32 protein-coding genes are annotated in these 20,879 nt (G+C 63.3%); all 32 read left to right on the forward strand.

Annotation, left to right across the window (positions count from 1 at the left end; all coding sequences use genetic code 11):
* Positions 1 to 531: 531 nt before the first annotated feature.
* Entirely contained in the window at positions 532 to 903 is a 372-nt protein-coding gene (rpsL, locus tag A3M7_RS0141525; RefSeq protein ID WP_007603006.1) for a 30S ribosomal protein S12, read from the forward strand.
* Between the two features lie 15 nt (positions 904 to 918).
* Positions 919 to 1,389 carry a 30S ribosomal protein S7 gene (rpsG, locus tag A3M7_RS0141530; protein ID WP_027520967.1) on the forward strand — a complete coding sequence of 157 codons (471 nt, stop codon included), beginning with the start codon at positions 919 to 921 and terminating at the stop codon, positions 1,387 to 1,389.
* A gap of 30 nt (positions 1,390 to 1,419) precedes the next feature.
* Positions 1,420 to 3,492 (forward strand): elongation factor G, encoded by a 2,073-nt coding sequence (fusA, locus tag A3M7_RS0141535; RefSeq protein WP_027549195.1) that lies wholly within the window; start codon positions 1,420 to 1,422, stop codon positions 3,490 to 3,492.
* 40 nt (positions 3,493 to 3,532) lie between these two features.
* Positions 3,533 to 4,723 carry an elongation factor Tu gene (gene tuf / locus A3M7_RS0141540; protein ID WP_011088152.1) on the forward strand — a complete coding sequence of 397 codons (1,191 nt, stop codon included), beginning with the start codon at positions 3,533 to 3,535 and terminating at the stop codon, positions 4,721 to 4,723.
* 82 nt (positions 4,724 to 4,805) lie between these two features.
* Complete coding sequence (rpsJ, locus tag A3M7_RS0141545) at positions 4,806 to 5,114, forward strand: 30S ribosomal protein S10 (RefSeq protein WP_002712302.1); 309 nt, start codon at positions 4,806 to 4,808, stop codon at positions 5,112 to 5,114.
* Between the two features lie 52 nt (positions 5,115 to 5,166).
* Positions 5,167 to 5,883, forward strand: coding sequence for a 50S ribosomal protein L3 (rplC, locus tag A3M7_RS0141550; protein ID WP_027549196.1), 717 nt, complete (start codon positions 5,167 to 5,169; stop codon positions 5,881 to 5,883).
* A gap of 1 nt (position 5,884) precedes the next feature.
* A complete protein-coding gene (gene rplD / locus A3M7_RS0141555; protein WP_011088150.1) occupies positions 5,885 to 6,505 on the forward strand; it encodes a 50S ribosomal protein L4 in 621 nt (206 codons plus the stop codon).
* A complete protein-coding gene (locus A3M7_RS0141560) occupies positions 6,502 to 6,804 on the forward strand; it encodes a 50S ribosomal protein L23 (RefSeq protein ID WP_011088149.1) in 303 nt (100 codons plus the stop codon). The genes rplD and A3M7_RS0141560 overlap by 4 nt, the downstream gene beginning before the upstream one ends.
* Before the next feature lie 12 nt (positions 6,805 to 6,816).
* Entirely contained in the window at positions 6,817 to 7,650 is an 834-nt protein-coding gene (gene rplB / locus A3M7_RS0141565) for a 50S ribosomal protein L2 (protein ID WP_011088148.1), read from the forward strand.
* 12 nt (positions 7,651 to 7,662) lie between these two features.
* Positions 7,663 to 7,941, forward strand: a complete 279-nt coding sequence (gene rpsS / locus A3M7_RS0141570; RefSeq protein ID WP_008136357.1) for a 30S ribosomal protein S19 — start codon at positions 7,663 to 7,665, stop codon at positions 7,939 to 7,941.
* 10 nt (positions 7,942 to 7,951) lie between these two features.
* Positions 7,952 to 8,341 carry a 50S ribosomal protein L22 gene (gene rplV / locus A3M7_RS0141575; RefSeq protein ID WP_049824020.1) on the forward strand — a complete coding sequence of 130 codons (390 nt, stop codon included), beginning with the start codon at positions 7,952 to 7,954 and terminating at the stop codon, positions 8,339 to 8,341.
* 18 nt (positions 8,342 to 8,359) lie between these two features.
* Positions 8,360 to 9,085, forward strand: a complete 726-nt coding sequence (gene rpsC / locus A3M7_RS0141580) for a 30S ribosomal protein S3 (RefSeq protein ID WP_011088146.1) — start codon at positions 8,360 to 8,362, stop codon at positions 9,083 to 9,085.
* Between the two features lie 30 nt (positions 9,086 to 9,115).
* The gene (rplP, locus tag A3M7_RS0141585) at positions 9,116 to 9,529 is read left to right on the forward strand and encodes a 50S ribosomal protein L16 (protein WP_008549252.1); all 414 of its coding nucleotides are present in this window, start codon (positions 9,116 to 9,118) and stop codon (positions 9,527 to 9,529) included.
* Between the two features lie 5 nt (positions 9,530 to 9,534).
* Complete coding sequence (gene rpmC, locus A3M7_RS0141590; protein WP_011088144.1) at positions 9,535 to 9,741, forward strand: 50S ribosomal protein L29; 207 nt, start codon at positions 9,535 to 9,537, stop codon at positions 9,739 to 9,741.
* A 13-nt stretch (positions 9,742 to 9,754) separates the two neighbouring features.
* A complete protein-coding gene (rpsQ, locus tag A3M7_RS0141595) occupies positions 9,755 to 10,003 on the forward strand; it encodes a 30S ribosomal protein S17 (protein WP_027549198.1) in 249 nt (82 codons plus the stop codon).
* An 84-nt stretch (positions 10,004 to 10,087) separates the two neighbouring features.
* Positions 10,088 to 10,456, forward strand: coding sequence for a 50S ribosomal protein L14 (rplN, locus tag A3M7_RS0141600; protein WP_007603030.1), 369 nt, complete (start codon positions 10,088 to 10,090; stop codon positions 10,454 to 10,456).
* Positions 10,456 to 10,770, forward strand: coding sequence for a 50S ribosomal protein L24 (gene rplX, locus A3M7_RS0141605; RefSeq protein WP_018647249.1), 315 nt, complete (start codon positions 10,456 to 10,458; stop codon positions 10,768 to 10,770). The genes rplN and rplX overlap by 1 nt, the downstream gene beginning before the upstream one ends.
* Positions 10,763 to 11,320, forward strand: a complete 558-nt coding sequence (rplE, locus tag A3M7_RS0141610; protein ID WP_018647250.1) for a 50S ribosomal protein L5 — start codon at positions 10,763 to 10,765, stop codon at positions 11,318 to 11,320. The genes rplX and rplE overlap by 8 nt, the downstream gene beginning before the upstream one ends.
* A gap of 46 nt (positions 11,321 to 11,366) precedes the next feature.
* Positions 11,367 to 11,672 carry a 30S ribosomal protein S14 gene (gene rpsN / locus A3M7_RS0141615; RefSeq protein WP_011088140.1) on the forward strand — a complete coding sequence of 102 codons (306 nt, stop codon included), beginning with the start codon at positions 11,367 to 11,369 and terminating at the stop codon, positions 11,670 to 11,672.
* Positions 11,673 to 11,686: 14 nt separating this feature from the next.
* Positions 11,687 to 12,085: a 30S ribosomal protein S8 gene (rpsH, locus tag A3M7_RS0141620; RefSeq protein ID WP_027549200.1), complete on the forward strand. Its 399-nt coding sequence runs from the start codon at positions 11,687 to 11,689 to the stop codon at positions 12,083 to 12,085.
* Between the two features lie 16 nt (positions 12,086 to 12,101).
* Entirely contained in the window at positions 12,102 to 12,635 is a 534-nt protein-coding gene (gene rplF, locus A3M7_RS0141625; RefSeq protein ID WP_027549201.1) for a 50S ribosomal protein L6, read from the forward strand.
* Positions 12,636 to 12,646: 11 nt separating this feature from the next.
* A complete protein-coding gene (gene rplR / locus A3M7_RS0141630; protein ID WP_007603036.1) occupies positions 12,647 to 13,009 on the forward strand; it encodes a 50S ribosomal protein L18 in 363 nt (120 codons plus the stop codon).
* 44 nt (positions 13,010 to 13,053) lie between these two features.
* Complete coding sequence (gene rpsE / locus A3M7_RS0141635) at positions 13,054 to 13,647, forward strand: 30S ribosomal protein S5 (protein ID WP_027549202.1); 594 nt, start codon at positions 13,054 to 13,056, stop codon at positions 13,645 to 13,647.
* 25 nt (positions 13,648 to 13,672) lie between these two features.
* Positions 13,673 to 13,867 (forward strand): 50S ribosomal protein L30, encoded by a 195-nt coding sequence (rpmD, locus tag A3M7_RS0141640; RefSeq protein ID WP_011088137.1) that lies wholly within the window; start codon positions 13,673 to 13,675, stop codon positions 13,865 to 13,867.
* Between the two features lie 73 nt (positions 13,868 to 13,940).
* Entirely contained in the window at positions 13,941 to 14,426 is a 486-nt protein-coding gene (gene rplO / locus A3M7_RS0141645; RefSeq protein ID WP_011088136.1) for a 50S ribosomal protein L15, read from the forward strand.
* Between the two features lie 148 nt (positions 14,427 to 14,574).
* Positions 14,575 to 15,906, forward strand: a complete 1,332-nt coding sequence (gene secY, locus A3M7_RS0141650) for a preprotein translocase subunit SecY (RefSeq protein WP_027549203.1) — start codon at positions 14,575 to 14,577, stop codon at positions 15,904 to 15,906.
* A gap of 100 nt (positions 15,907 to 16,006) precedes the next feature.
* A complete protein-coding gene (locus A3M7_RS0141655; protein ID WP_245284453.1) occupies positions 16,007 to 17,131 on the forward strand; it encodes a preprotein translocase subunit SecY in 1,125 nt (374 codons plus the stop codon).
* Positions 17,128 to 18,033 (forward strand): adenylate kinase, encoded by a 906-nt coding sequence (locus A3M7_RS0141660; RefSeq protein ID WP_027549205.1) that lies wholly within the window; start codon positions 17,128 to 17,130, stop codon positions 18,031 to 18,033. The genes A3M7_RS0141655 and A3M7_RS0141660 overlap by 4 nt, the downstream gene beginning before the upstream one ends.
* A 185-nt stretch (positions 18,034 to 18,218) precedes the next feature.
* On the forward strand, positions 18,219 to 18,587 hold the full coding sequence (gene rpsM / locus A3M7_RS0141665) for a 30S ribosomal protein S13 (protein WP_008549231.1): 369 nt from the start codon (positions 18,219 to 18,221) through the stop codon (positions 18,585 to 18,587).
* Between the two features lie 123 nt (positions 18,588 to 18,710).
* Complete coding sequence (gene rpsK / locus A3M7_RS0141670; protein WP_007603045.1) at positions 18,711 to 19,100, forward strand: 30S ribosomal protein S11; 390 nt, start codon at positions 18,711 to 18,713, stop codon at positions 19,098 to 19,100.
* 112 nt (positions 19,101 to 19,212) lie between these two features.
* On the forward strand, positions 19,213 to 20,244 hold the full coding sequence (locus A3M7_RS0141675) for a DNA-directed RNA polymerase subunit alpha (protein WP_011088132.1): 1,032 nt from the start codon (positions 19,213 to 19,215) through the stop codon (positions 20,242 to 20,244).
* Positions 20,245 to 20,410: 166 nt separating this feature from the next.
* The gene (rplQ, locus tag A3M7_RS0141680) at positions 20,411 to 20,827 is read left to right on the forward strand and encodes a 50S ribosomal protein L17 (protein ID WP_027549207.1); all 417 of its coding nucleotides are present in this window, start codon (positions 20,411 to 20,413) and stop codon (positions 20,825 to 20,827) included.
* Positions 20,828 to 20,879 lie beyond the last annotated feature (52 nt).

Here is a 20,879-nt window from a genome sequence, read left to right on the forward strand (position 1 = left end):
AAGTGCGGCGAGGGCGGTCAACAAGCGAATTCCATAGGCGCGAGAAGCGCTTTCTGACTGTCGTTTCGCCTTGACTTGATCGATTCCCACTTATAGAAAGCGCCTCACTTAACGACAGGCGGTGAGCATCGCCAACGTCGGAACGGGCCACCCGTTGATCCCTCAGGGGTCGTTGAAGACGGGCACCAACCTCGACGAATGCCGCTCAAACGCTGTCGATCATAGCTAGGCAATGCCAGTGCGATTTTAGGTCTCTAGAGCTCGTTCTCTTGAGGTCGAATTCGGATGCATGACCTCGGTGCGCGGGCCGCAGCTTTATGCTGATTGGCCTGAAACTGCGGTCCTCTGTGGCGTCGTAACGCTTTCCGCTCGGTGATGGAGCGGTTGGCGCAATTTCGCTTTGTGCGGATTGTTCCGTGCAGGGCGACCTCGTCGGGCGGGTGGCCCGAACAGAATTGCGGTTCCGGCAACGGGCCGCGCCAAGACAGCGGACCCGGAAGGGACCGCGGCAGAACAAAGGGTAAGGCCAGGATGCCGACGATCAACCAGCTGATCGCTCAACCGCGTGAAGTGCAGAAGTCGCGCAAGAAGGTGCCGGCGCTGCAGCAGTCGCCGCAGAAGCGTGGTGTTTGCACCCGCGTCTACACCACGACCCCGAAGAAGCCGAACTCGGCGCTTCGTAAGGTCGCCAAGGTGCGCCTGACCAACGGCTTCGAGGTGATCGGCTACATCCCGGGTGAGGGCCATAACCTCCAGGAGCACTCGGTGGTCATGATCCGCGGCGGCCGCGTCAAGGACTTGCCCGGCGTGCGCTATCACATCCTCCGCGGCGTTCTGGATACCCAGGGCGTCAAGAACCGTAAGCAGCGTCGTTCGAAGTACGGCGCCAAGCGTCCGAAGTAAGCGGGAACCAGCTCAATGTCTCGTCGCCACTCAGCGGAAAAGCGCGAAGTTCTCCCGGATCCGAAGTTCGGGAACATCATCGTCACGAAGTTCATGAACTCGGTGATGTACGCCGGCAAGAAGTCGGTCGCCGAAGGCATCGTCTACGGTGCGTTTGGCATCATCGAAACCAAGACCAAGCAGAACCCGCTCGGCGTGTTCGAGCAGGCGCTTGAGAACGTCATGCCGACGATCGAGGTTCGTTCCCGCCGCGTCGGCGGCGCGACCTACCAGGTTCCGGTCGAAGTTCGCTCCACCCGCCGGCAGGCGCTGGGCATCCGCTGGCTGATCTCGGCCGCGCGCGAGCGCAACGAGAAGACGATGACCGAGCGGCTTTCGGCTGAGCTGCTGGACGCCTCGAACAACCGCGGCAACGCCGTCAAGAAGCGTGAAGACGTGCACCGGATGGCGGAAGCCAACCGTGCCTTCTCGCACTATCGCTGGTAACGGCGACACACGGAATCTAAGGAACAGCCCATGCCTCGCGTTCATGCCATAGAGAACTACCGCAATTTCGGTATCATGGCGCATATCGATGCCGGCAAGACCACGACCACCGAGCGCATCCTCTATTACACCGGCAAGAGCCACAAGATCGGCGAAGTGCACGAAGGTGCCGCGACGATGGACTGGATGGAGCAGGAGCAGGAGCGTGGCATCACGATCACCTCGGCTGCGACCACCGCGTTCTGGGCCGGCAAGCGCCTGAACATCATCGACACACCCGGCCACGTCGACTTCACCATCGAAGTCGAGCGTTCGCTGCGCGTGCTCGACGGCGCCGTCTGCGTGCTCGACTCGAACCAGGGCGTTGAGCCCCAGACCGAGACCGTCTGGCGCCAGGGCGACAAGTACAAGGTTCCGCGCATCGTCTTCGCCAATAAGATGGACAAGACCGGCGCCGACTTCTTCAAGTGTCTGGCCGACATCGTCGACCGTCTCGGCGCCAAGCCGATTGCGATCCAGCTTCCGATCGGTGCCGAGAACAACTTCAAGGGTCTCGTCGACCTCGTGAAGATGCAGGGCATCATCTGGAACGATGAATCGCTCGGCGCGAAGTTCGACTATGTCGACATTCCGGAAGATATGGTCGAGCAGGCCAAGGAATACCGCGAGAAGATGGTGGAAGCCGCCGTCGAGCTCGACGACGACGCATTGGCCGCCTTCCTCGACGGCAACGAGCCGGACGAAGCGACGCTGAAGCGGCTGATCCGCAAGGCGGTGCTGACCGGCGCGTTCTATCCCGTGCTGTGCGGCTCGGCCTTCAAGAACAAGGGCGTGCAGCCGCTGCTCGACGCCGTCGTCGACTACCTGCCGTCGCCGATCGACGTGCCCGCGATCAAGGGCACCGACGACCGCGGCAACGAGGTCGTGCGCAAGGCCGACGACAAGGAGCCGCTCGCGCTGCTCGCGTTCAAGATCATGGACGACCCGTTCGTCGGCACCATCACCTTCTGCCGCATCTACTCCGGCGTTCTCCAGAGCGGCACCGGCGTCGTGAACTCGACCCGCGAGAAGAAGGAGCGCATCGGGCGCATGCTGCTGATGCATGCGAACAACCGCGAAGACATCAAGGAAGCCTATGCCGGCGACATCGTCGCGCTGGCCGGCCTGAAGGAAGCGCGCACCGGTGACACGCTGTGCGATCCCGACAAGCAGGTGATCCTGGAGAAGATGGAATTCCCCGAGCCGGTCATCGAGATCGCGATCGAGCCGAAGTCCAAGGCCGACCAGGAAAAGCTGGGCGTGGCGCTGGCCAAGCTCGCCGCGGAGGATCCGTCCTTCCGCGTGTCGACCGACCAGGAGTCCGGCCAGACCATCCTCAAGGGCATGGGCGAGCTCCATCTCGACATCAAGGTCGACATCCTCAAGCGCACCTACAAGGTCGACGCCAACATCGGCGCGCCGCAGGTTGCGTTCCGTGAGCGCGTCACCAAGAAGGCCGAGGTCAAGTACACCCACAAGAAGCAGACCGGCGGTACCGGTCAGTTCGCGGAAGTGTCGATCGTGGTCGAGCCGAACGAGCCCGGCAAGGGCTACGAGTTCGAGTCCAAGATCGTCGGCGGTGCGGTTCCGAAGGAATACATCCCCGGTGTCGAAAAGGGCCTCAACAGCGTGATGAGCTCTGGTGTCGTCGCGGGCTTCCCCGTGGTCGACGTCAAGGTTCAGCTCGTCGACGGCAAGTACCACGACGTCGACTCGTCGGCGCTGGCCTTCGAAATCGCATCGCGCGCGGCATTCCGCGAAGCGCTGCAGAAGGGCAAGTCCGTCCTGCTCGAGCCGATCATGAAGGTCGAAGTGGTGACCCCGGAAGACTACACCGGCTCGGTCATCGGCGACCTGAATTCCCGGCGCGGTCAGATCCAGGGTCAAGACATGCGCGGCAACGCCAACGTCATCAACGCGATGGTGCCGCTCATGAACATGTTCGGTTACGTGAATAACCTGCGCTCGATGAGCCAGGGTCGCGCAACCTTCACCATGCAGTTCGATCACTACGCAGAAGCGCCGGCCAACGTGTCGGCAGAAGTCCAAAAGAAGTTTGCCTGATTGTCGTCGGTCTCAAGCTGACGATTGAACGGAGAGTCAAATGGCCAAAGCAAAGTTTGAACGTAACAAGCCGCACTGCAACATCGGCACCATCGGTCACGTCGACCATGGCAAGACGTCGCTGACCGCGGCGATCACCAAGATCCTCGCCGAGACCGGCGGTGCGACGTTCACCGCGTACGACCAGATCGACAAGGCGCCGGAAGAGAAGGCGCGCGGCATCACGATCTCGACCGCGCACGTCGAGTACGAGACCAAGAACCGCCACTACGCCCACGTCGACTGCCCCGGCCACGCCGACTACGTGAAGAACATGATCACCGGCGCCGCCCAGATGGACGGTGCGATCCTGGTCGTGTCGGCCGCTGACGGCCCGATGCCGCAGACCCGCGAGCACATCCTGCTCGCCCGCCAGGTCGGCGTGCCCGCGCTCGTCGTGTTCCTCAACAAGTGCGACATGGTCGACGATCCGGAGCTGCTCGAGCTCGTCGAGCTCGAAGTCCGCGAGCTGCTCTCGAAGTACGAATTCCCGGGCGACAAGATCCCGATCATCAAGGGCTCGGCGCTCGCCGCTCTCGAAGATTCGGACAAGAAGCTCGGCCACGACGCCATCCTCGAGCTGATGCGCAACGTCGACGAGTACATCCCGCAGCCGGAGCGTCCGATCGACCAGCCGTTCCTGATGCCGGTTGAAGACGTGTTCTCGATCTCGGGCCGCGGCACCGTCGTGACCGGCCGTGTCGAGCGCGGCATCGTCAAGGTCGGCGAGGAAATCGAGATCGTCGGTCTGCGTGCGACCCAGAAGACCACCGTCACCGGCGTCGAAATGTTCCGCAAGCTGCTCGATCAGGGCCAGGCCGGCGACAACATCGGTGCGCTGCTCCGCGGCACCAAGCGCGAGGACGTCGAGCGCGGTCAGGTGCTGGCGAAGCCGGGTTCGGTCAAGCCGCACACCAAGTTCAAGGCTGAGGCCTACATCCTCACCAAGGAAGAGGGCGGTCGTCACACCCCGTTCTTCACCAACTACCGTCCGCAGTTCTACTTCCGCACCACTGACGTGACCGGTGTCGTGCATCTGCCGGAAGGCACCGAGATGGTGATGCCGGGCGACAACATCGCGATGGAAGTGCACCTGATCGTGCCGATCGCGATGGAAGAGAAGCTCCGCTTCGCGATCCGCGAAGGCGGCCGTACCGTCGGCGCCGGCGTCGTCGCCTCGATCATCGAGTAATTACGAGAATAGGGACCGGCGAGTAGCGAATGGTGACATTCGCTATTCGCTATTCGCCACCCACTGAAGAGAGACCACGGCAATGAACGGCCAAAACATTCGTATCCGTCTCAAGGCGTTCGACCATCGTATCCTCGATACGTCGACCCGCGAGATCGTGAACACGGCGAAGCGCACCGGCGCGCAGGTCCGCGGACCCATTCCGCTGCCCACCCGCATCGAGAAGTTCACCGTCAACCGTTCGCCCCACGTCGACAAGAAGAGCCGCGAACAGTTCGAGATGCGCACTCACAAGCGCCTGCTCGACATCGTCGATCCGACCCCGCAGACCGTCGATGCTTTGATGAAGCTCGATCTGGCCGCCGGTGTCGACGTCGAGATCAAGCTCTAAGATTTTTGGATCCCGTTCGCGTAAGCGGACAGAAAGAACAGGAAGCAAGCCGATGCGCTCCGGAGTGATCGCACAAAAGGTCGGGATGACGCGGGTCTTCACGGAGGCCGGCGAACATATCCCCGTGACCGTGCTGAAGCTCGGCAATTGCCAGGTCGTAGGCCACCGCACCGAAGAGAAGAACGGTTACGTCGCGCTCCAGCTCGGTTCTGGCAGCCGCAAGACCGTTTACATGCCCAAGGCGGAGCGCGGCCAGTTCGCGGTCGCCAAGGTCGAGCCGAAGCGCCGGGTCGAGGAGTTCCGCGTCACCGCGGACGCCATGATCCCGGTCGGCGCCGAGATCCAGGCCGATCATTTCGTCGTCGGCCAGTTCGTCGACGTCACCGGCACCTCGGTCGGTAAGGGCTTCGCCGGCGGCATGAAGCGCTGGAACTTCGGCGGTCTGCGCGCCACGCACGGTGTGTCGGTCTCGCACCGCTCGATCGGTTCGACCGGTGGTCGTCAGGATCCCGGCAAGACCTGGAAGAACAAGAAGATGCCCGGCCACATGGGTGTCGACCGCATCACCACGCTCAACCTTCGAGTCGTTCAGCTCGATGTCGAGCGCGGCCTGATCCTCGTCGAAGGCGCCGTTCCCGGCTCCAAGGGCGGCTGGATCCGCGTGCGCGACGCCGTCAAGAAGCCGCTGCCGAAGGAAGCTCCGAAGCCCGGCAAGTTCAAGGTTGCGGGTGGCGAAGCCGAGGCTGCGGCCCAGCAGGAGGGTGCGTGAGATGGAATTGAAGGTCACCACCCTCGAAGGTAAGGAAGCCGGCTCGGTCCAGCTTTCTGACGCCATTTTCGGCCTCGAGCCGCGCCAGGACATCATTGCGCGTTGCGTGCAGTGGCAGCTCAACAAGCGCCAGGCCGGCACCCACAAGGCCAAGGGCCGCGCCGAGATCTGGCGCACCGGCAAGAAGATGTACAAGCAGAAGGGCACCGGCGGTGCTCGTCACGGCTCGGCCCGCGTGCCGCAGTTCCGTGGCGGTGGCCGCGCCTTCGGTCCGGTGGTGCGTTCGCACGCCACCGACCTGCCGAAGAAGGTCCGCGCGCTGGCTCTCAAGCATGCGCTGTCGGCCAAGGCCAAGGACGGTGATCTGCTGGTGATCGACAAGGCCGCGCTGGAAGCCGCGAAGACCAAGGCGCTGCTCGGTCACTTCTCGGGCCTGGGGCTCACCAACGCGCTGATCATCGACGGCGCCGAGCTCAACAACGGCTTTGCCGCCGCGGCCCGCAACATCCCGAACATGGACGTGCTGCCGATCCAGGGCATCAACGTCTATGACATCCTGCGCCGTCAGAAGCTCGTTCTGACCAAGGCCGCCATCGATGCGCTGGAGGCGCGCTTCAAATGACGAAGAACATCGAGCCTCGCCACTACGACGTGATCGTCGCTCCGGTCGTCACCGAAAAGGCGACGCTGGCGTCCGAGCACAACAAGGTCCTGTTCAAGGTGGCCGCGAAGGCGACCAAGCCGCAGATCAAGGAAGCGATCGAGAAGCTGTTCGACGTCAAGGTCAAGAGCGTCAACACGCTGGTCCGCAAGGGCAAGACCAAGGTCTTCCGCGGCAACCTCGGTTCGCAGTCGAACACCAAGCGCGCGATCGTGACCCTCGAAGAGGGTCACCGGATCGACGTCACCACCGGTCTGTAAGGTCGTACGACGATGGCACTGAAGACATTCAATCCCACGACGCCGGGCCAGCGCCAGCTGGTCATGGTCGATCGTTCGGCCCTGTACAAGGGCAAGCCGGTCAAGGCGCTTACCGAAGGCAAGCATTCCTCCGGCGGTCGCAACAACACCGGTCGCATCACCGTGCGCTTCCGCGGCGGCGGTCACAAGCAGACCCTGCGCATCGTCGACTTCAAGCGCGACAAGGTCGATGCGCCCGCGACCGTCGAGCGGCTGGAATACGATCCGAACCGCACTGCGTTCATCGCACTGGTCAAGTACGAAGACGGCACCCAGGCCTATATCCTGGCGCCGCAGCGCCTGGCGGTCGGTGATTCCGTGGTGGCCGGCAACTATGTCGACGTGAAGCCGGGCAACGTCATGCCGCTCGGCAACATGCCGGTCGGCACGATCATCCACAACATCGAGGTCAAGATCGGGAAGGGCGGCCAGCTCGCCCGTTCCGCGGGCACCTACGCCCAGCTCGTCGGTCGCGACCAGGACTACGTCATCATCCGCCTGAACTCGGGTGAGCAGCGCCTGGTGCACGGCCGTTGCCGCGGCACGATCGGCGCGGTGTCGAACCCGGATCACATGAACACCTCGATCGGCAAGGCCGGCCGCAACCGTTGGCTGGGTCGCAAGCCGCACAACCGCGGCGTTTCGATGAACCCGATCGACCATCCGCACGGCGGTGGTGAAGGTCGTACCTCGGGCGGTCGCCACCCGGTCACTCCGTGGGGCAAGCCGACCAAGGGCAAGAAGACCCGCTCCAACAAGTCGACCAACAAATTCATTCTCCTAAGCCGCCACAAGCGGAAGAAGTAAGGAACGCCGGACATGGTTCGTTCAGTCTGGAAAGGCCCGTTCGTCGAGGGTTCTCTGCTCAAGAAGGCAGATGCCGCGCGCGCGTCCGGCCGTCACGACGTCATCAAGATCTGGAGCCGTCGTTCGACGATCCTGCCGCAGTTCGTCGGTCTGACCTTCGGCGTCTACAACGGTCAGAAGCACGTGCCGGTGGCCGTCAACGAGGAAATGGTCGGTCACAAGTTCGGCGAGTTTTCGCCGACCCGGACCTTCCATGGCCACTCCGGTGACAAGAAAGCCAAGAAGGCTTGAGGATTAAACGATGAGCAAACCTAAGCGCGAACGGAGCCTCGCCGACAACGAGGCCAAGGCGGTCGCCCGGATGCTGCGGGTGAGCCCGCAGAAGCTCAACCTGGTCGCCCAGCTCATTCGCGGCCGGAAGGCGGCCGCTGCGCTCGCCGACCTGCAGTTTTCGCGCAAGCGGATCGCGGTTGACGTGAGGAAGTGCCTGGAATCGGCTATCGCCAATGCCGAGAACAACCACGACCTCGACGTCGATGATCTCGTCGTGGCGCAGGCTTTCGTCGGCAACGGCCTCGTGATGAAGCGCTTTGCCGCCCGCGGCCGTGGCCGTTCGGGCCGTGTCTACAAACCATTTTCGCAGCTGACGATCATTGTTCGTCAGGTCGAAGCCGAAGCAGCAGCGGCTTAAGGGTCGCAGGAGAAAACGATGGGTCAAAAGATCAATCCGATCGGTCTGCGTCTCGGCATCAACCGGACCTGGGATTCCCGCTGGTTCGCCGGCAAGCAGGAATACGGCAAGCTGCTGCATGAGGACGTCAAGATCCGCGAGATCCTGCACAAGGAGCTCAAGCAGGCGGCCGTCGCCCGCATCGTGATCGAGCGTCCGCACAAGAAGTGCCGCGTCACCATCCACTCGGCCCGTCCGGGCGTGGTGATCGGCAAGAAGGGCGCCGACATCGACAAGCTGCGCAAGCGGGTCGCGGACATCACCTCGTCCGACGTCGTCATCAACATCGTCGAGATCCGCAAGCCGGAGCTCGATGCGACGCTGGTGGCCGAGTCGATCGCGCAGCAGCTGGAGCGCCGCGTGGCGTTCCGCCGTGCCATGAAGCGCGCCGTGCAGTCGGCGATGCGTCTCGGCGCGGAAGGCATCCGCATCAACTGCTCGGGACGTCTCGGCGGTGCGGAAATCGCGCGCATGGAGTGGTACCGCGAAGGTCGCGTGCCGCTGCACACGCTGCGCGCGGACATCGACTACGGCGTTGCGACCGCGTTCACGACCTTCGGCACCTGCGGCGTCAAGGTCTGGATCTTCAAGGGCGAGATCCTCGAGCACGATCCGATGGCCCAGGACAAGAGAATGGCCGAAGGCGAGACCGGCGGCGGTGGTGATCGTGGTGGCCGTCAGCGCCGCGACAACGCTGCGGTCTGAGCCAGCACAGGAATTTGAGGGCTTAAAGCCATGATGCAACCTAAGAAAACGAAGTTCCGGAAGGCGCATAAGGGCCGCATCCACGGCGTTGCGTCTTCGGGCGCGACGTTGGCGTTCGGCCAGTACGGCCTGAAGGCGACCGAGCCTGAGCGCGTCACCGCGCGCCAGATCGAAGCCGCCCGCCGCGCGCTGACCCGTCACATGAAGCGCGCCGGCCGCGTCTGGATCCGCGTGTTCCCCGACCTTCCGGTGTCGAAGAAGCCGGCCGAAGTCCGCATGGGTTCCGGCAAGGGTTCGCCGGAACTGTGGGTGGCGCGCGTCAAGCCGGGCCGGGTGCTGTTCGAGATCGACGGCGTCAACACCCAGACGGCGCGTGAGGCGCTGACCCTGGCGGCCGCCAAGCTGCCGATCAAGACGCGCTTCGTCGAGCGCATTGCGGAGTAATGGCCATGGCCCAGATGAAGATCGAAGACATCCGCGCGATGAGCCCCGACCAGCAGGATGACGCCATCCTGAACCTGAAGAAGGAGCGCTTTAACCTGCGCTTCCAGCGCGCCACCGGGCAGCTCGAGAATACCTCGCGCCTGCGCGAGGCCCGCCGCGACATCGCCCGGATCAAGACCGTCGCCGCGCAGACGCGCGCGAAGAAGAAGTAAGAGGCTTACGAAGATGCCGAAACGTACTTTGCAGGGCGTGGTCGTCAGCGACAAGACAGCCAAGACGGTCGTTGTCCGCGTCGATCGCCGCTTCACGCACCCGATCTACAAGAAGACGATCCGCCGTTCGAAGAACTATCACGCGCACGACGAGAACAACGAGTTCAAGCCGGGCGATATGGTTTGGATCGAGGAATCGAAGCCGATTTCGAAGTTGAAGCGCTGGATCGTGATCCGGGGCGAACACAAGAAAAGCGCCTGATCTGTTGGCTTTAGCCGACTGCCTTCAGGTAAATGTTGAGCGCCGGCTGGGCTGGCGCAAGAGAGAAGAGGACGAGGTGCATCAATGATTCAGATGCAGACCAACCTCGACGTGGCCGACAATTCTGGCGCACGCCGTGTCATGTGTATCAAGGTGCTCGGGGGCTCCAAGCGCCGCTACGCCACGATCGGCGACATCATTGTCGTCTCGATCAAGGAAGCGATTCCGCGTGGCAAGGTGAAGAAGGGCGACGTGATGAAGGCCGTCGTGGTGCGCGTCCGCAAGGACATCCGCCGCGCCGACGGTTCGGTCATCCGCTTCGACCGCAACGCCGCCGTGCTGATCAACAACCAGTCCGAGCCGGTCGGCACCCGTATCTTCGGGCCCGTGCCGCGCGAGCTGCGCGCCAAGAATCACATGAAGATCATTTCCCTCGCGCCGGAGGTGCTGTGATGGCTGCGAAGATCCGCAAGGGCGACAAGGTCGTCGTGCTGACCGGTCGCGACAAGGGTCGCACCGGCGAAGTGTTCGAGGTTCGCCCCGACGCCGGCACGGCGCTCGTGCGCGGCGTCAACATGGTCAAGCGTCACCAGAAGCAGACGCAGGCCCAGGAGGGCGGCATCATCTCGAAAGAGGCGCCGATCCAACTGTCCAACATCGCGTATGTCGGCAAGGACGGAAAGCCGACCCGCGTCGGATTCAAGATTCTGGCGGACGGCAAGAAGGTCCGCATCGCCAAGAGCTCGGGAGCTGAGATCGATGGCTGAGGCCGCTTACACGCCGCGCCTGCGCGCGGAATACGATGCGAAGATCCGCACGGCGCTGACCGAGAAGTTCGGTTACGAGAACGTCATGCAGGTTCCGCGCCTGGACAAGGTCGTGCTGAACATGGGCGTTGGCGATTCCGTCAACGACCGCAAGAAGGCCGAGACCGCCGCTGCCGAGCTGACCCAGATCGCCGGCCAGAAGGCGATCGTGACCTATTCGCGCATCGCCATCGCGACCTTCAAGCTGCGTGAGAACCAGCCGATCGGCTGCAAGGTCACGCTGCGCAAGGCCCGCATGTACGAGTTCATCGACCGCCTGGTCACGGTCGCGCTGCCGCGCGTCCGCGACTTCCGCGGCCTGAACCCGAAGAGCTTCGACGGCCGCGGCAACTACTCGCTCGGCATCAAGGAGCACATCATTTTCCCCGAGATCGACTTCGACAAGGTCACGGAAGCCCGCGGTATGGACATCACCGTCTGCACCACGGCCAAGACCGACGAAGAGGCGAGGGCCTTGTTGACCGCTTTCAATTTCCCGTTCCGGCAGTGAGACGCTGACCTAAAGCCTCTCAAACGCGGATACCCAGGAGCCAAGCATGGCAAAGAAGAGTTCAATCGAGAAGAACAACCGGCGCAAGCGGATGGTGAAGAACGCCGCCCCGAAGCGCGAGCGGTTGAAGGCGATCATCGCCGACAAGACGCTGCCGATGGAGGAGCGGTTCGCCGCGACCCTGAAGCTCGCCGAGATGCCGCGCAATTCGTCGGCGACCCGCGTGCGTCTTCGCTGCGAGCTGTCGGGCCGTCCGCGCTCGAACTACCGCAAGAACAAGCTGTCCCGTATCGCGCTGCGCGAACTTGGCTCCAAGGGCATGGTCCCGGGCCTCGTGAAGTCGAGCTGGTAAGGAGGGTCGTTTAGATGTCTACGCACGATCCAATCAGCGATCTGATCACCCGCATCCGCAACGCGCAGATGCGCTCCAAGAGCAAGGTCTCCACGCCTGGCTCGCGGATGCGCGAGAACGTGCTCGAGGTGCTCAAGAGCGAGGGCTACATCCGCGGCTACGCCACGGTCGAGCACTCCTCGGGCCGCAGCGAGATAGAGATCGAGCTGAAGTATTTCGACGGCGAGCCCGTCATCCGCGAGATCGAACGTGTTTCCAAGCCCGGGCGTCGTGTTTACGCCTCGGTGAAGAACCTGCCGCGGGTCAACAACGGGCTCGGCATTTCGGTGTTGTCGACGCCGAAGGGGATCATGGCCGACCACAGCGCGCGCGACGCGAATGTGGGCGGTGAAGTCCTCTTCACGGTGTTCTGAGAAGGATTTTTGATCCATGTCACGTGTTGGCAAAAGACCGGTTGCGGTTCCGTCGGGTGTGACCGCGACCGTCGACGGGCAGACCGTCAAGATGAAGGGGCCGAAGGGCCAGCTTCAGTTCGTCGTCCATGACGACGTCGAGGTGAAGCTCGAGAACGGCCAGGTGAAGGTGAACCCGCGGGTTGAGACCAACCGCGCGCGGGCGCTGTACGGCACCGCTCGCGCTCAGGTCGCGAATCTGGTCGAAGGCGTCACCAAGGGCTTCGAGAAGAAGCTCGAGATCACCGGCGTCGGCTACCGCGCCGCGATGCAGGGCAAGAACCTGCAGCTCGCGCTCGGCTACAGCCACGACGTGGTCTATGCGATCCCGGAAGGGATCACGATCACGGTGCCGAAGCCGACCGAGATCACGGTGACGGGCAGCGACATCCAGCGCGTCGGCCAGGTCGCGGCCGAAATCCGCTCGTACCGCCCGCCGGAGCCCTACAAGGGCAAGGGCGTGAAGTATGTTGGCGAATTCATCTTCCGCAAGGAAGGCAAGAAGAAGTAACGGAGCCGGTCATGTCGAAAGCCAAGGTTACGAATGCCCGGCGCAAGCGGAGTGTGCGGCTGAAGCTGCGCCGCTCCGGTGGTGGCCGTCCGCGTCTGTCGGTGTTCCGCTCGTCCAAGCACATCTACGCCCAGGTCATCGACGACCTGAAGGGCGAGACGCTGGCCTCTGCCTCCTCGCTCGAGAAGTCGATGCGCGACGGCGGCAAGACCGGCGCCGACATCGATGCGGCGAAGGCGGTCGGCAAGCTGCTGGCCGAGCGCGCCGCTGAGAAGGGCGTCAAGGAAGTCGTGTTCGATCGCGGCAGCTACCTCTATCACGGGCGCGTCAAGGCTCTTGCCGATGCGGCGCGTGAGAGCGGGCTGAGCTTCTAACAGAATTTGAGGATTGAGGCGCAAGCCTCAGAAGGATTGGAAAAATGGCAGAACGCGAACAACGTGGTGGACGCGATCAACGCGGCGGCGGACGCGACCGCAAGGAGCGCGAGGAGCGCGACAGCGAGTTCGTCGACAAGCTCGTTCACATCAACCGCGTGGCCAAGGTCGTCAAGGGCGGCAAGCGCTTCGGTTTCGCAGCGCTGGTCGTGATCGGCGACCAGAAGGGCCGCGCCGGCTTCGGTCACGGCAAGGCGCGCGAAGTGCCTGAGGCGATCCGCAAGGCAACCGAATCCGCCAAGCGCAACCTGACCCGCGTGTCGCTGCGCGAGGGCCGCACGCTGCATCACGACATCGCCGGCCGTCATGGCGCGGGCCGTGTCTACCTGCGTGCCGCTCCGGCCGGTACCGGCATCATCGCCGGCGGCCCGATGCGCGCCGTGTTCGAGACGCTCGGCGTCCAGGACGTGGTGGCGAAGTCGATCGGCTCGTCGAACCCGTACAACATGGTGCGCGCGACCTTCGACGCGCTGAAGCACCAGGATTCGCCGCGTTCGGTCGCAGCCCGCCGCAATATCAAGGTGTCCACCCTCCAGTCCCGCCGTATCGGCGGCGACGCCGAGGCGGCTGCCGACTAACGGAAGCTTTTCGGAGTAGACCAAGATGGCCAAGGCCGCAAAGACGATCAAGCTCGAGCAGACCGGCAGCGCGATCCGCCGCCATCACTCGCAGCGTTCGACGCTGATCGGGCTCAAGCTCAACAAGATCGGCCGCACCAGCGAACTGCCGGACACTCCGGCCGTGCGCGGCATGATCGAGAAGGTTCACCATCTCGTCCGCATCGTCGACGAGAAGTAAGCAGGGCGCATGATCCCGAAACTGGGTGCCGGTTTTCGGTGAAGATCACGCGCAAGACACAAGGAGAAGGGCGATGAAGCTCAGCGATATCGCCGACAACGCCGGCTCGCGCAAGAAGCGTATGCGCGTCGGCCGCGGCATTGGTTCGGGCAAGGGCAAGCAGTCCGGCCGCGGCGGCAAGGGCCAGACCGCGCGTTCGGGCGTGCGCATCAAGGGTTTCGAAGGCGGCCAGATGCCGATGCATCGCCGTCTGCCCAAGCGCGGCTTCAACAACATCTTCCGCGTGGAGTTCGCCGAGATCAATCTCGACCGGCTCCAGGAAGCGGTCGATGCCAAGAAGATCGACGCCGGCAGCGTCGTCAACGTCGAGGCCCTGGTGAAGGGCGGCGTGCTGCGCCGCGCCAAGGGCGGCCTGCGGCTGCTCGGCCGCGGCGAGCTCAAGTCCAAGCTCAACATCGAAGTGCACGGCGCCACCAAGACCGCGATTGCCGCGGTCGAGAAGGCCGGCGGTTCGGTGAAGATCCTCGCCCCTGCCAAGGAAGAAGGCGAGGCGGCGTAACAACTGCGTCATTGGCCCGCGGCTCGCGGGCCTTTACGCATGCGGGACGTGGACTTATCGAAGCCGAGCCCCAGATAATGTCCGGCGTCCGCTAAAGTAGCCCGGCCGCGGGCATGACGGCGCAACAGGCGGCGGGAGAAAGTCCAAGATGGCCTCAGCAGCGGAACAACTGGCAGCCAACCTCAATTTCGGTGCGTTTGCCAAGGCTGACGAACTGAAGAAGCGCATCTGGTTCACCCTGGGTGCGCTGCTCGTTTATCGGCTCGGGACCTACATCCCGTTGCCGGGCATCGATCCCAACATCTGGGAGCAGGTGTTCCGCTCCCAGGCGGGCGGCATCCTCGGCATGTTCAACATGTTCGCCGGCGGCGGCATCCACCGCATGGCGATCTTCGCGCTGAACATCATGCCGTACATCTCGGCCTCGATCATCATCCAGCTCCTGACCACCGTCTCGCCGCAGCTCGAGGCGCTGAAGAAGGAAGGCGAGGCCGGCCGCAAGACGCTGAACCAGTACACCCGCTACCTGACCGTGATCCTGGCCGCGTTCCAGTCCTACGGCATCGCGGTGGGCCTCGAAGGTGCCGGCAACGTCGTCAGCGATCCCGGCATGTTCTTCCGCCTGTCCACGGCGATCACGCTGACCGGCGGCACCATGTTCCTGATGTGGCTGGGTGAGCAGATCACCTCGCGCGGCATCGGCAACGGCATCTCGCTGATCATTCTCTCCGGCATCGTCGCCGAGCTGCCTGCGGCGCTCGCCAACATGCTCGAGCTCGGCCGTCAGGGTGCGATGTCGACCGGTCTGATCCTGGTCGTCATCATCATGGCGGTCGCCGTGATCGCCTTCATCGTGTTCATGGAGCGGGCGCAGCGCCGGCTGCTGATCCAGTATCCGAAGCGCCAGGTCGGCAACAAGATGTTCGAGGGCCAGTCCTCGCATCTGCCGCTCAAGCTCAACACCTCGGGCGTGATCCCGCCGATCTTCGCCTCTTCGCTCCTGCTGCTGCCGACGACGGTTGCGAACTTCAATGCGGGCAGCGGGCCGGAATGGTTCCAGTGGATCACCACCCAGCTCGGCCATGGCCGTCCGCTGTTCCTGATCATGTATCTCGCGCTGATCGTGTTCTTTGCGTTCTTCTACACCGCGATCGTGTTCAACCCGACCGAGACCGCGGACAATCTGAAGAAGCACGGCGGCTTCATTCCGGGCATCCGTCCCGGCGAGCGCACTGCGGAATATATCGACTACGTGCTGTCGCGCATCACCGTGCTCGGCGCCGTCTATCTGGCAATCGTCTGCTTGATCCCCGAGATCCTGATCTCCTACGCCTCGGTGCCGTTCTACTTCGGCGGCACCTCGCTGCTGATCGTGGTCAGCGTCACCATGGACACGGTCGCGCAGGTGCAGGGCTATCTGCTGGCCCATCAGTATGAGGGCCTGATCCGGAAGTCGAAGCTGCGGGGCCGCCGCAGGTAGAGCCCATCGCAAGATGACGACCGAGCTCGCGCGCCGCATCGCTATCACGATCGGCGCGCTGCTCGTTTTCAGGCTCGGCACGCAGGTCCCGTTCGCAGGGATGGGCGCGCAGAGCTTGTCTTTCTCGGCCGAGCATAAGGTCCGCCTTTCGATCTTCGCGCTCGGTATCCTTCCCTATCTGAGTGCTGCGATCGTCGTTCGGCTTCTCTCGCTGGTATGGCAGCGCCTGAGTTCGATCGAGAGGTCAGGCGAGCGTGGCCGGCGCAAGATCTCCGGCTACACGCTGATCCTGACCCTGGCATTTTCCACCTTCCAGGCCTACGGCTACGCCTCCACCATCCAGTCGATTCCGGCGCTGGTTTCCGATCCGGACGAATGGTCCGTGCTCGCAGCCACCGTCTCGATCGTTGGCGGTGTGTTCGTCCTGATCTGGCTCAGCGAACAGATCACCCGTCACGGTATCGGCAATGGTCTGGCGCTGCTGCTCAGCGTCAATTTTCTCGTTAGTGTTCCGCGTGATATCGCCGGCATCGCAAGCCTTCTGGAGAGCGGCCAGATCTCCGGCAATCTCGTGCTGTTCCACGCCGTCTTCTGGATCGCGGTCGTCGCTCTGATCGTCTTCGTCGAGGGCGCGCGACGGAATGTCGGTGTCGAGTTCGCCGAACGCAAAATCGGAGATCGCCTGCTGCCCGCGCGTTCGGCGGTTCTCCCGGTGAAGATCAACAGCGCCGGCTTTCTGGTGCCGGCCACGGTGGCGCCCTGGATCCTGTTTCTGCCGCTGGCTGGACTGACCTACGTCTTTGGTGCCGATGCGCCGTGGATCGCCGCGGCCTACCGTCAACTTCAGTTTGGTGCGCTGGCCCACGTCGTCCTCGGATCGATCGCGGTGTTCGTGCTCGCCTTCGTCTACACGGCCAATGTCGTCGACCCTGAATACACGGCCAAATCTCTGGCGCAGCGTAACGGTACAATTCCCGGTGTTGCAGCGGGCGACGCGACTGCCGACTATCTCGACCGCGTCGTATCATTGACGACGGTCGTCGGAGCCGTCTACCTGACGGCATTGCAGTTGATTCCAGAGGTCTTCGAGCTTTACGGGATCGGGCTGCCTTATAGTATGATCGTCAATGGCGGTGGAGCGCTGGTTGTGGTTGGCACCGCTCTTGATATCAAAACACAGGTGCGCGACGTATCGCTCACCAATCCGGGGGGCGTACGCCGATGAGAATTATACTTCTGGGACCGCCGGGGTCGGGCAAGGGGACCCAGGCGCAGCTGCTGGTACGGCGCTATGGTATCGTCCAGCTCTCGACCGGCGAGATGCTGCGCGCGGCCGTGGCGGCGGGAACGCCGGTCGGGTTGAAGGCCAAGGAGATCATGGCCAGCGGCGGCCTCGTGCCCGACGAGGTCGTGGTCGGAATCATCTCCGACCGGATCGACCAGCCGGACGCCAGGAACGGTTTCATCCTCGACGGTTTCCCGCGCACCGTGCCGCAGGCCGAGGCGCTGGACGAGCTGCTGAAGCACAAGCACCTCAAGCTCGACGCCGTGATCGAGCTCCGTGTCAACGAGAGCGCGCTGCTGAGTCGCGTCGAGACCCGAGTCGCCCAGATGCGCGAGCGCGGTGAGGAGGTTCGGCTCGACGACACCCCCGAGGTCCTGGCCAAGCGGCTTGCCAGCTACCGCAGCCAGACGGAGCCCCTGATTCACTACTATTCCGAGCGGCGGAAGCTCTCGACCATCGATGGCATGATGGCCATCGACGAGGTCACCCGTGCGATCCACCGCCAGCTCCTGGCGCTCGGGGCAGTCGAGCCCAAGACACATGCCAAGGGAACTGCCAAGGGAACTGCCAAGGGAACTGCCAAGAGCGCGGCCAAGGCTGCGTCGGCCAAGAAGGGGGCGGCCAAGGCTAAGACAGCCAGAAAGCCGGCGAAAGCGGCCCAAAAGCCCGCCAAATCCGCTAAAAAGGCGGCCAAGAAGGCCGTGAAGGGCGCCAAGAAGGCGGTCAAGACTACCGCCAAGAAGACGGTAAAGAAGGCTGCCAAGAAGACCGCCAAGAAGGCTGTCAAAAAGGGTGCCAAAAAGGCCGCAAAAAAGGTCACGAAAAAGCGAGCTAAGCGCTAGCAGCGGTTGACGAAAGCCCCCGGAATCCCTTAATAAGCCCCGCATCCAAGTCGGATAGTTTCAGACGATGCCGGGCCCCAGGAAGACCGGGGGTGGGCGTCGTGTTCGCGTTTGTGAACACCTGCCCGAGAACACAAGCACTTAAAGCCTGGTCCTGACGAGGACCGGCAACAGGAGAGAAGGCCGTGGCCCGTATTGCCGGCGTGAACATTCCCACCAACAAGCGCGTGCTGATCGCGCTCCAGTACATCCATGGCATCGGTCAGAAGATCGCCGGTGAGATCCTGGAGAAGGTGAAGATCCCGGTGGATCGTCGCGTCAATCAGCTCAGCGACGCCGAAGTGCTCCAGATCCGCGAAGTCATCGACCGCGACTATCTCGTCGAGGGTGACCTGCGTCGTGAGGTCGGCATCAACATCAAGCGTCTGATGGACCTCGGCTGCTATCGCGGCCTGCGTCATCGTCGTGGTCTGCCGGTGCGCGGTCAGCGTACCCACACCAATGCGCGCACGCGCAAGGGCCCGGCCAAGGCCATCGCCGGCAAGAAGAAGTAAGTTTTCGAATCCAATCGCGGCGTGTGGCGAACCGGGGATGACCCGTTCGCCACGCGCCTTTCGTTCCACAGGTGTAGCCGCTGGCATTACGGCGGCGTTTGAGATCTCCAGGAAAGGTACTCAATGGGCAAGGAAGCCACCCGCGTTCGCCGACGTGAACGCAAGAACATCGCCTCCGGCGTTGCGCACGTGAACTCGTCGTTCAACAACACGACCATCACCATTACCGACGCGCAGGGCAACACGATTGCCTGGTCTTCCGCCGGCACGATGGGCTTCAAGGGCTCGCGCAAGTCGACCCCGTACGCGGCGCAGGTTGCCGCCGAGGACGTGTCGAAGAAGGCGCAGGAGCACGGCATGCGCACGCTGGAAGTCGAAGTCGCCGGTCCCGGTTCGGGCCGCGAGTCGGCGCTCCGCGCGCTCCAGGCCGCAGGCTTCACCGTCACCTCGATCCGCGACGTGACCACGATCCCGCATAACGGTTGCCGTCCCCGCAAGCGTCGGCGCGTTTGATACGAGGTTGCGGGCGCATCGGCGCCCGCAATGACTTTTGCAAGAAGCCGCAGGTGCGACCTGCGGCCTTTCTCCAACGCCAGTGTCTGCAACGGCAGTTCGACTGGCCTGTATGGGTGAAACAGTGACGATCCAGAAAAATTGGCAAGAACTGATTCGGCCGAACAAGCTCCAGGTCACGCCCGGCAGCGATCCGGCCCGCTTCGCGACCATCGTCGCCGAGCCGCTCGAGCGCGGCTTTGGCCAGACCCTCGGCAACGCGCTGCGCCGCATCCTGCTCTCCTCGCTCCAGGGCGCGGCGGTGCAGTCGGTGCACATCGACGGCGTGCTGCACGAGTTCTCCTCGATCGCTGGCGTCCGTGAGGACGTCACCGACATCGTGCTGAACATCAAGGACATCTCGATCAAGATGCAGGGCGAAGGCCCCAAGCGCATGGTCGTGAAGAAGCAGGGCCCGGGCGTCGTCACCGCCGGCGACATCCAGACCGTCGGCGACGTCGTCGTGCTCAACCCGGACCTCCAGATCTGCACGCTCGACGAGGGCGCCGAGATCCGCATGGAGTTCACGGTCGCGACCGGCAAGGGCTACGTGCCCGCCGAGCGCAACCGTCCCGAGGACGCGCCGATCGGCCTGATCCCGGTCGACAGCCTGTACTCGCCGGTCCGCAAGGTCTCCTACAAGGTCGAGAACACCCGCGAGGGCCAGATCCTCGACTACGACAAGCTGACCATGACGATCGAGACCAACGGCGCGATCTCGCCGGATGACTCGGTGGCTTACGCCGCCCGCATCCTCCAGGATCAGCTCAACGTGTTCGTCAACTTCGAAGAGCCGCGCAAGGAAGTCGCCCAGGAGATCATCCCGGACCTCGCCTTCAACCCGGCCTTCCTCAAGAAGGTGGACGAGCTCGAGCTGTCGGTGCGTTCGGCCAACTGCTTGAAGAACGACAACATCGTCTACATCGGCGACCTCGTGCAGAAGAGCGAAGCGGAAATGCTCCGCACCCCGAACTTCGGCCGCAAGTCGCTGAACGAGATCAAGGAAGTGCTGGCCCAGATGGGTCTGCATCTCGGCATGGAAGTGCCGGGCTGGCCGCCGGAGAACATCGACGAGCTCGCCAAGCGCTTCGAGGATCACTACTGAGATTCGTTGTTCCGGGGCGATGCGCAAGCATCGAACCCGGAATCTCGAGATTCCGGGTTCGGCTCTGCGAGTCGCCCCGGAATGACGACCGGGCGAACGCAGGCAGCCCACCTGAGCAACATGTCCGACGAACCGTCGCGGCAGTTTTAACGTAAGGAATAGTTACATGCGTCACGGCAAGGTTCATCGGAAGCTCAACCGCACGGCCGAGCACCGCAGGGCGATGTTCGCCAACATGGCGGCCGCGCTGATCAAGCACGAGCAGATCGTCACCACGCTCCCGAAGGCGAAGGAATTGCGCCCGATCGTGGAGAAGCTGGTCACCCTCGGCAAGAAGGGCGGGCTGTCCATGCGCCGCCAGGCCATCTCCGAGATGCGCGACAAGGATCAGGTCAGGAAGCTCTTCGACGTGCTCGCGACCCGCTACAAGGACCGCCAGGGCGGCTACACCCGCATCATCAAGGCCGGCTTCCGCTACGGCGACAACGCCGCGATGGCCGTGATCGAGTTCGTCGATCGCGACGTCGATGCCAAGGGCCAGGATTCCGGTCCGGTGCAGGAGAAGGAAGCCGAGGCGGCGTAAGCCGTTTCAGCAGGTACGGAATTGAAAGCGGCGCCCTCGGGCGCCGCTTTTG

Origin of the sequence: Bradyrhizobium sp. WSM2254 (assembly GCF_000472645.1) — a bacterium.
In the GTDB taxonomy this organism is placed as follows: domain Bacteria; phylum Pseudomonadota; class Alphaproteobacteria; order Rhizobiales; family Xanthobacteraceae; genus Bradyrhizobium; species Bradyrhizobium niftali.